Source organism: Prevotella sp. Sow4_E9_plate (assembly GCF_052116205.1).
In the GTDB taxonomy this organism is placed as follows: Bacteria; Bacteroidota; Bacteroidia; order Bacteroidales; family Bacteroidaceae; genus Prevotella.
In genome coordinates, this window is record NZ_JBQKLN010000028.1 from 38,893 (window position 1) to 47,041 (window position 8,149).

At 43.3% G+C, this 8,149-nt stretch carries 8 protein-coding genes; all 8 read right to left on the bottom strand.

The genetic code is table 11. The features are described from left to right. Positions 1-10: 10 nt before the first annotated feature. The 8 genes from rplD to ACTQ53_RS11365 all read right to left on the bottom strand — a co-directional run bounded on the left by rplD (position 11) and on the right by ACTQ53_RS11365 (position 8,079). Positions 11-640: a 50S ribosomal protein L4 gene (gene rplD, locus ACTQ53_RS11330; protein ID WP_153125301.1), complete on the bottom strand. Its 630-nt coding sequence runs from the start codon at positions 638-640 to the stop codon at positions 11-13. Next, positions 640-1,254, bottom strand: a complete 615-nt coding sequence (gene rplC, locus ACTQ53_RS11335; RefSeq protein ID WP_153125299.1) for a 50S ribosomal protein L3 — start codon at positions 1,252-1,254, stop codon at positions 640-642. Before rplC ends, rplD begins: the two co-directional genes overlap by 1 nt. A gap of 20 nt (positions 1,255-1,274) precedes the next feature. Further along, on the bottom strand, positions 1,275-1,580 hold the full coding sequence (rpsJ, locus tag ACTQ53_RS11340; RefSeq protein WP_006283658.1) for a 30S ribosomal protein S10: 306 nt from the start codon (positions 1,578-1,580) through the stop codon (positions 1,275-1,277). A 113-nt stretch (positions 1,581-1,693) separates the two neighbouring features. Next, positions 1,694-3,808, bottom strand: coding sequence for an elongation factor G (fusA, locus tag ACTQ53_RS11345; protein ID WP_294969745.1), 2,115 nt, complete (start codon positions 3,806-3,808; stop codon positions 1,694-1,696). A 29-nt stretch (positions 3,809-3,837) separates the two neighbouring features. After that, positions 3,838-4,314: a 30S ribosomal protein S7 gene (gene rpsG / locus ACTQ53_RS11350; protein WP_153125295.1), complete on the bottom strand. Its 477-nt coding sequence runs from the start codon at positions 4,312-4,314 to the stop codon at positions 3,838-3,840. 186 nt (positions 4,315-4,500) lie between these two features. Beyond that, positions 4,501-4,881, bottom strand: a complete 381-nt coding sequence (gene rpsL, locus ACTQ53_RS11355; RefSeq protein WP_006848839.1) for a 30S ribosomal protein S12 — start codon at positions 4,879-4,881, stop codon at positions 4,501-4,503. Positions 4,882-5,122: 241 nt separating this feature from the next. Further along, positions 5,123-5,449 carry a DUF3467 domain-containing protein gene (locus ACTQ53_RS11360; RefSeq protein ID WP_153125293.1) on the bottom strand — a complete coding sequence of 109 codons (327 nt, stop codon included), beginning with the start codon at positions 5,447-5,449 and terminating at the stop codon, positions 5,123-5,125. 191 nt (positions 5,450-5,640) lie between these two features. Further along, positions 5,641-8,079: an outer membrane beta-barrel family protein gene (locus ACTQ53_RS11365; protein WP_441933072.1), complete on the bottom strand. Its 2,439-nt coding sequence runs from the start codon at positions 8,077-8,079 to the stop codon at positions 5,641-5,643. Positions 8,080-8,149: the final 70 nt, after the last annotated feature.

The window sequence follows — 8,149 nt, forward strand, 5'->3', positions numbered from 1 at the left end:
TATCTCCTTTTTACTTTGTTAAGATCTGGTCGATAGTCTCAAGCGACTTTTCTGTAATCACTACAACATCTGCGTTCAAAATTTTGTACGAATTGACGTTAGATGCGAGGATAACCTCAGCGCGCTGTAAGTTACGTGCAGACAAATATACGTTTTTATTTGATTCTGGCAAAACAAAGAGTACTTTTTTGCCCTCAATTTTAAGATTCTTAAGAACACTTAAGAATTCTTTAGTCTTTGGAGCCTCGAATGTGAAATCTTCCAACATTACGATTGCGCTCTCCTGTGCCTTGTAAGACAAAGCAGACTTACGAGCAAGAATCTTTACTTTTTTGTTGAGCTTGAAGCGGTAATCACGTGGTTTAGGACCAAATACGCGAGCACCACCTACGAGTACAGGTGAGTTAATATCACCACGGCGAGCACCGCCGCCGCCCTTCTGACGACCAAGCTTACGAGTAGAACCGCTCATCTCGCTTCTCTCCTTAGACTTAGCTGTACCCTGACGCTGGTTAGCGAGATACTGCTTTACGTCGAGGTAGAGAACGTGATCGTTAGGCTCAATGCCGAAGACTGCATCATTAAGAGCTACCTTGCGGCCGGTCTCCTGACCTTTGATATCTAATACGCTAACTTCCATTATTTCTCAATTAAAACAGTTGAACCTTTGCATCCAGCGAAAGAACCCTTAACGATAAGGAGATTCTGCTCTGGAATTACCTTTAACACCTGAAGGTTCTGAGTTGTTACTCTATCACCTCCCATTTGGCCGCCCATGCGCATACCCTTGAATACCTTAGCAGGGTAAGAACATGCACCAATAGATCCCGGCTTACGGGCGCGGTCATCCTGACCATGAGTAGACTGACCTACACCACCGAATCCGTGACGCTTAACAACGCCCTGGAAGCCTTTACCCTTTGATGTACCAATTACGTCAACGAACTTGCAGCCGTTGAAGATTTCAACTGTAATGGTGTCACCGAGGTTGTACTCCTCATCAAACTTGAACTCGGCCAAGTGCTTCTTAGGTGTTGTGCCTGCCTTCTTGAAGATTCCCATCATAGGCTGAGAAGTACGCTTCTCCTTAGCCTCGCCGAAACCTAACTGATAAGCCTTGTAACCATCCTTTTCTACGGTCTTAACCTGGGTTACAACACAAGGACCTACTTCGATAACAGTGCACGGAATGTTCTTACCGTCGGCACTGAAAACGGATGTCATTCCGATTTTCTTTCCAATTAATCCTGGCATTTCAATTTAATTTTTAATAATTAGACTTTGATTTCTACTTCTACACCACTTGGCAATTCAAGCTTCATCAAGGCATCAACTGTCTTAGCTGTTGAGCTGTAGATGTCAATGAGACGCTTGAAATCTGAGAGCTGGAACTGCTCGCGAGACTTCTTGTTAACGAAAGTACTACGGTTTACAGTAAAAATACGCTTGTGTGTTGGCAATGGAATAGGACCACTAACGATAGCGCCTGTTGCCTTTACAGCCTTCACAATCTTCTCAGCTGACTTGTCAACCAACTGGTGGTCGTAAGACTTCAGCTTAATTCTGATTTTCTGACTCATTTTTAAAATTAAGTTATTATTATATGAATTATTTTAGTCTAAAGGAAGAAGAGGTACGCTGCTTAAGAGTCATTCGCTAAGCAGCGCCTCATCTTACCGTTATTTCTTTGTTATTAAAGAAGTTCTGCGTGACCCTTAACCTCCTCCAACACAGCCTTAGCAATTGTTGAAGAAAGAGGTGCATGATGATCGTACTCCATAGAACTTGTTGCACGACCAGAAGTGATAGTACGCAAAGCTGTTACATAACCGAACATCTCAGCCAATGGAACCATTGCCTTTACGATGCGAGCACCGCTACGACCTTCTTCCATACCCTGAACGAGACCACGGCGCTTGTTCAAGTCACCGATTACATCACCCATGTTCTCTTCTGGAGTAACAACCTCTACCTTCATGATAGGCTCCATCAAAACAGGACCAGCCTTAGGGCAAAGTACCTTGAATGCCTGATGTGCTACCAACTCGAATGACAACTGGTCAGAGTCAACTGGGTGGAAGCTACCATCGGTCAAAGTTACCTTCAAACCTGTCATTGGGAAGCCACCGAGTACACCATTTGACAAACAGTCAGCGAAGCCCTTCTGTACTGATGGGATGAATTCCTTAGGAACGTTACCACCCTTAACCTCGTTGATGAACTGCAAGTCGCCCTCCTTGTAATCCTCGTCCTTAGGACCGATGGTTACATCGATACAAGCGAACTTACCACGACCACCAGACTGCTTCTTGTAAGTCTCACGGCTCTGAGCTGTCTTAGTGATAGCCTCCTTGTAGTTAACCTGAGGTTTACCCTGGTTACACTCAACCTTGAACTCACGCTTCAAACGGTCGATGATGATATCCAAGTGGAGCTCACCCATACCAGAGATGATTGTCTGACCGCTCTGCTCATCAGTACGTACTGTAAAGGTTGGATCCTCCTCAGCCAACTTAGCGAGACCGTTATCCAACTTAGCGATGTCAGCCTGGCTCTTAGGCTCAACTGCGATAGAGATTACAGTATCAGGGAATGTCATAGACTCCAATACAATTGGGTGATCCTCATCACAGAGTGTATCACCAGTACGGATATCCTTGAAACCTACACCTGCACCGATATCACCTGCGTCGATTGACTCCATTGGAATTTCCTGCTTAGAGTTCATCTGGAACAGACGGCTGATACGCTCGCGCTTGCCAGAACGTGGGTTGTAAACATAAGAACCAGCAACAACCTTACCTGAGTAAACGCGGAAGAATACCAAGCGGCCCATGAATGGGTCAGTAGCAATCTTAAATGCGAGAGCAGATGTTGGCTCATCCTCAGATGGCTTACGATCCTCTTCCTCTTCTGTATCAGGGTTAGTACCGATGATATTTGGAGTATCCATTGGTGATGGCAAGAATGCACATACATAGTCGAGCAATGGCTGAACACCCTTGTTCTTGTATGAAGAACCGAGCAACATTGGGCAGCATTCCATAGCGCAGCAACCCTTACGGATAGCCGCAAGGAGTTTCTCCTCTGGAATATCCTGACCATCGAGATAGAGCTCCATAACCTCGTCATCGAAGTTAGCAGCACCCTCAAGAAGCTTATCACGCCACTCTGCTGCCTCGTCAGCCAAATCAGCAGGAATTTCCTCTACGTCATACTCAGCACCCATAGTCTCATCGTGCCAGAGAATAGCCTTCATCTTGATCAGGTCAACTACACCCTTGAAGTTCTCCTCTGCACCAATAGGAATCTGAATAGCAATAGGATTAGCACCCAAGATATCCTTCATCTGCTGAACTGTCTCAAAGAAGTTAGCACCTGAACGGTCCATCTTGTTTACATAACCGATACGAGGTACATTGTACTTGTCAGCCTGGCGCCATACTGTCTCTGACTGTGGCTGTACACCGTCAGCTGCAGAATATGTAGCAACAGCACCATCGAGTACACGGAGTGAACGCTCAACCTCAGCAGTGAAGTCAACGTGTCCCGGAGTATCGATCAAGTTAATCTTATAAGACTTACCGAGATAGTTCCAGTTACAAGTTGTAGCTGCAGAAGTGATAGTAATACCACGCTCCTGCTCCTGGACCATCCAGTCCATTGTAGCAGCACCATCGTGTACCTCACCAATCTTATGAGTCTTACCTGTATAGAACAAGATACGCTCAGATGTTGTTGTCTTTCCGGCATCGATGTGCGCCATGATACCGATGTTACGTGTCAAATGTAAATCGCGATTTGCCATTTTCTTTTAAACCTATTTTATATGTTAAATTAGAATCTGAAGTGAGCAAATGCACGGTTAGCCTCAGCCATACGATGCATATCCTCCTTACGCTTGAAAGCGCCACCCTGATTGTTATAAGCATCCATAATCTCAGCAGCAAGCTTGTCTGCCATAGTCTTACCACCACGCTTGCGAGCGAAGCTGATAAGGTTCTTCATAGAGATACTTTCCTTACGGTCAGGACGAATTTCTGTAGGAACCTGGAAGGTAGCACCACCAATACGGCGGCTCTTAACCTCAACCTGTGGAGTAATATTATCGAGAGCCTGCTTCCAAATTTCAAGTGCAGACTTCTCCTCGTTAGCCATCTTAGCCTTTACGGTATCGAGTGCATTGTAGAAAATCTCATAAGATGTATTCTTCTTACCATCATACATCAAATGATTTACGAATTTAGAGACCTTCTGGTCGTTGAAGACTGGATCTGGGAGGATCACTCTCTTCTTTGGTTTTGCTTTTCTCATTTTTAATCGAAAAAATTTAAATTCTGCATGGGGCTGTATATCGTTCTTCAACACTCGCACCCGAGTATTTACTCAACCTGTTACTTCTCCAGCAAAACGTTTAATAAAATAATCTTTTTACCTAAACTCTCGACCTTCTCCGACCGTGAGTTTTCGGATTTCTTTTAATTTTGTCCGGATTTAGAATTACTTCTTAGCCTTTGGACGCTTAGCACCGTACTTAGAACGACGCTGTGTGCGGTTTGCAACACCTGCGGTATCAAGAGTACCACGAACGATGTGATAACGAACACCAGGAAGGTCCTTTACACGACCACCACGAACCAATACGATTGAGTGCTCCTGCAAGTTGTGTCCCTCTCCTGGAATGTAAGAGTTAACCTCCTTAGAGTTTGTCAAACGTACACGGGCAACCTTACGCATTGCCGAATTAGGCTTCTTTGGAGTTGTTGTGTAAACACGAACGCAAACACCACGACGCTGAGGACATGAATCCAAAGCTGGAGACTTGCTCTTGTCTACCAAAACTCTTCTGCCTTTTCTTACTAACTGTGAAATAGTAGGCATAATTTTACTTTTTAATTTATTATTTTGTTTTTTATTATTGTCTTATTTCCGTATAAGCCACCACATTATGGGGTTTTTCGGGGTGCAAAGTTACGATTTTTTCTGCAAACTACCTAATATTATAGGTAACTTTTGAAAAAGGATTCTAAATTTTAACTTTATATAACTATTAAAAACAAAACTTATAAAGAAAAAGTGGAATTTAGCAGGAAATTTAGTCTTAGTATGTATGTTTTATGGATTAAGCCTCACCTTTTGGTGTGCCGAATGGAGCGATAGTACGATCCTGCTGCTCTTCAGCCATCTTAATCTTACCGAAAGTCTGCTCATAATTATATACATTACTCTGCAAGGCCTGAAGCAAACGCTTAGCGTGCTCTGGTGCCATGATGACACGGCTCTTGATCTGAGGTGCCGGCATTCCTGGGAGTGCACAAGCAAAATCCAAAATGAAATCTGAGCTAGAATGGGTAATCAATGCCAAGTTTGAATATGTACCTTCTGCTACTTCTGGGCTGATACCCATCTGGAACTGATTCTGCTGTTCCTTATTCTTATTTTCTTCCATAATTTTATCAAGTTAATAGGGTTAAACTTTAATTTATGATGCAAATTTACACATAATATCTGGAAAAAACGAATAATCTGCCAATTATTTTGTGTTAAAAGTCCTTTCACACTAAAACGCTTCAAAGACACAAGCTTAGTATGAAAGGACTTTTGAAATATAAATTCTTTTTTATCTGAAGAACCGATCTGTCAGAAGCGGCTCTTCTCTGCATTACCAGCACCTGAGCCCTTATACTTTCTATGACCGGAATTGAATTTATAGACCACCCTGACACCAATTTCACGGGCACTATTATAACTATCCTTCGTCAAGGTTGCATGGTCACCATACATGGTCCATTGGTCTTTCTGACTTCTGAAGATATCGTCTGCATAGAAATTAACAGTCAAAGCTTCATCCAAAAATGTCTTAACCATTCGCATGGAGGCATAATAACCAGAGCGATACCGGCGGAAGGCATTATAGGATGTCGTATTGGCATGAAGGGTCACCCATGAAGTCCAAGTGGAGCTCAACTTAAACTGGTTGTTCCATGTAATACCCAAGGCAGGCTTCGACAAACCACGAGGGGCACCATATTTTTCCGCATCAAAAAAAGGCTTCTGAAAGAAGACTTGCCATGTAGGCTGATACCAATCGAACTTGGGAGCAGCTATGACATACGCTGTCATCGTCTGCTTGCTGGAAAAGTTCACATTTCTCAAGAAGGCTATATCCTGATGATTATAAAGGGTAACATACCAGATGATGGGATTGTCCTCATAAAGATACTCCACACCAAACGAAATCCAGTTGCACATCACATCCAATGAAACATCATGAGCAATGGTAGGACGAAGATAAGGATCGCCACCTTCATACATATAGCGATTATCATACTGCACCTCATTGCGCAAGGAACTATAAGAAGGACGCTTTGTCTTGCAGGTATACGCCAGAGATGCCGCCCATGGTTCCTTATTCCATGACAGGGTCAGGTTGGGAAACCAATTGCTATAATTCCTGCTAGGCTCTTCTTCATACTTACCGAAAGAATAATACTTGGCAGACACATACTCGTATCTCAATCCTGCATCCATTGAAAACGAGCCTAAAGGATATGAAAAGGCAAGAAATCCCGCCAAATTATCTTCCTTCATATCGGTAGAAGCATCCGCCACAATGCCTTCCGCATTGCTATAATCTCCGCTACTGTGGGTATGGCTCACTTCGCTTCCTAACTCCAACTGCCCCTTGGCTATGGGATAAGAAAGAACCAGTTTGCCTGCAAGCAACTGATTATGGCGGCGACTCGCAGTATGGATTTCCCGATTTTCCAATACGGTAGCCTCTTCTGTTTCCAACATATCCCGCCCAGTTTTTTGCCAGAGATAGGTTCCATTAAAGTCTATTCCCAGTTTATTGACCTTTCCCACATAGTAAGCATTCAACTCATGGGTAGGACCACCTATATCATCGACCAATGCTTTCTGTTTGATGATATCCACAGGTTGTCCCTCATTGAATATTTCCTGCTGTCCATCAACATGCCCTTTCGCATAGGGTTCGCATTCTAAATCATAAGAAGCACCGATAGAGTTTTCATCATTGAGGTCATAATTGAAACCAAAGTTTACTTCTCCCATTGTATTGCGATAGGATAAGGGACCATACTGGTTTACGGTAACATTCTTCGTTCCTTCAATATGCTGAATTAGCGAAGTAGCCTCCTTATGCCCTCTTGTATATCCCCAAAGAGACCCAAACAAGTTGAGCTTTTCACTCTGATAATTGAGACTAAGCTGTTCTGACCCTCCCAGATATCCATTATACCATACCATGGAATTCAAGGATCCACTCACCCCTTCGCCCTGCTTCTTGACGGTTCGGATACGTATGACAGAGCTAACCGTGGCATCATATCTTGCACCAGGCGAAGTAATGATTTCCACATTCTTGATGGCATCAGACTTCAGGCGCTGCAATTCCCTGGAATCTCTCACCTGCTTATTGTTGATATATATAATAGGTGTACCCTTGCCATAAACGCTGATGACATCGGTACTACTTACATTGATGCGAGGTAATTGTCGGAGTACATCAACGGCATCTCCTACTTTTGACAAATCAGAATGCTGTATGTCTATGAGCATTCCTTCACGTCCCATCTTGAAAGAAGGCAATTTCGCCTTCACCGTAACACCATTGATATGCATGGTACTCTCCTTCAATACCACATTTCCGACTTTTCCCACATTATATATATTATATAAGGTGTAATAACCCACACAACTTACTTTGGCGAGAACCTTCTTCATGCCACAAGGTATCACGAAATTGCCGCTGGCATTGGTCACACCACCTGTGAGAAAGGAAGAATCCCTAGGATTGAGTAAAGCCACATTGGCAAACTCCACTGGTCGATGACGTTCATCAATCACCCGTCCCATCAATTTGGTAGGTTCCTTTTGGGTACATTCCACGAATATCAAGCTATCCTCTATCGTAGCCTTCATCGGATAAAATCCAAAGACCCGCCCCAAAGCTTCCTGCAAATCAAGATTACGGAAAGAGGTAGTGACGGTGAAATCTTCCAGTTCATTATAGCAATACTGCGTTAAATTAATATTTAATCGGCTGTAAATCAATAACTTATATTAAGAAATGCTTATGAAAACTTAACTATAAAAAGTTGGTCAAGTCGCTGATTTTCAGTAA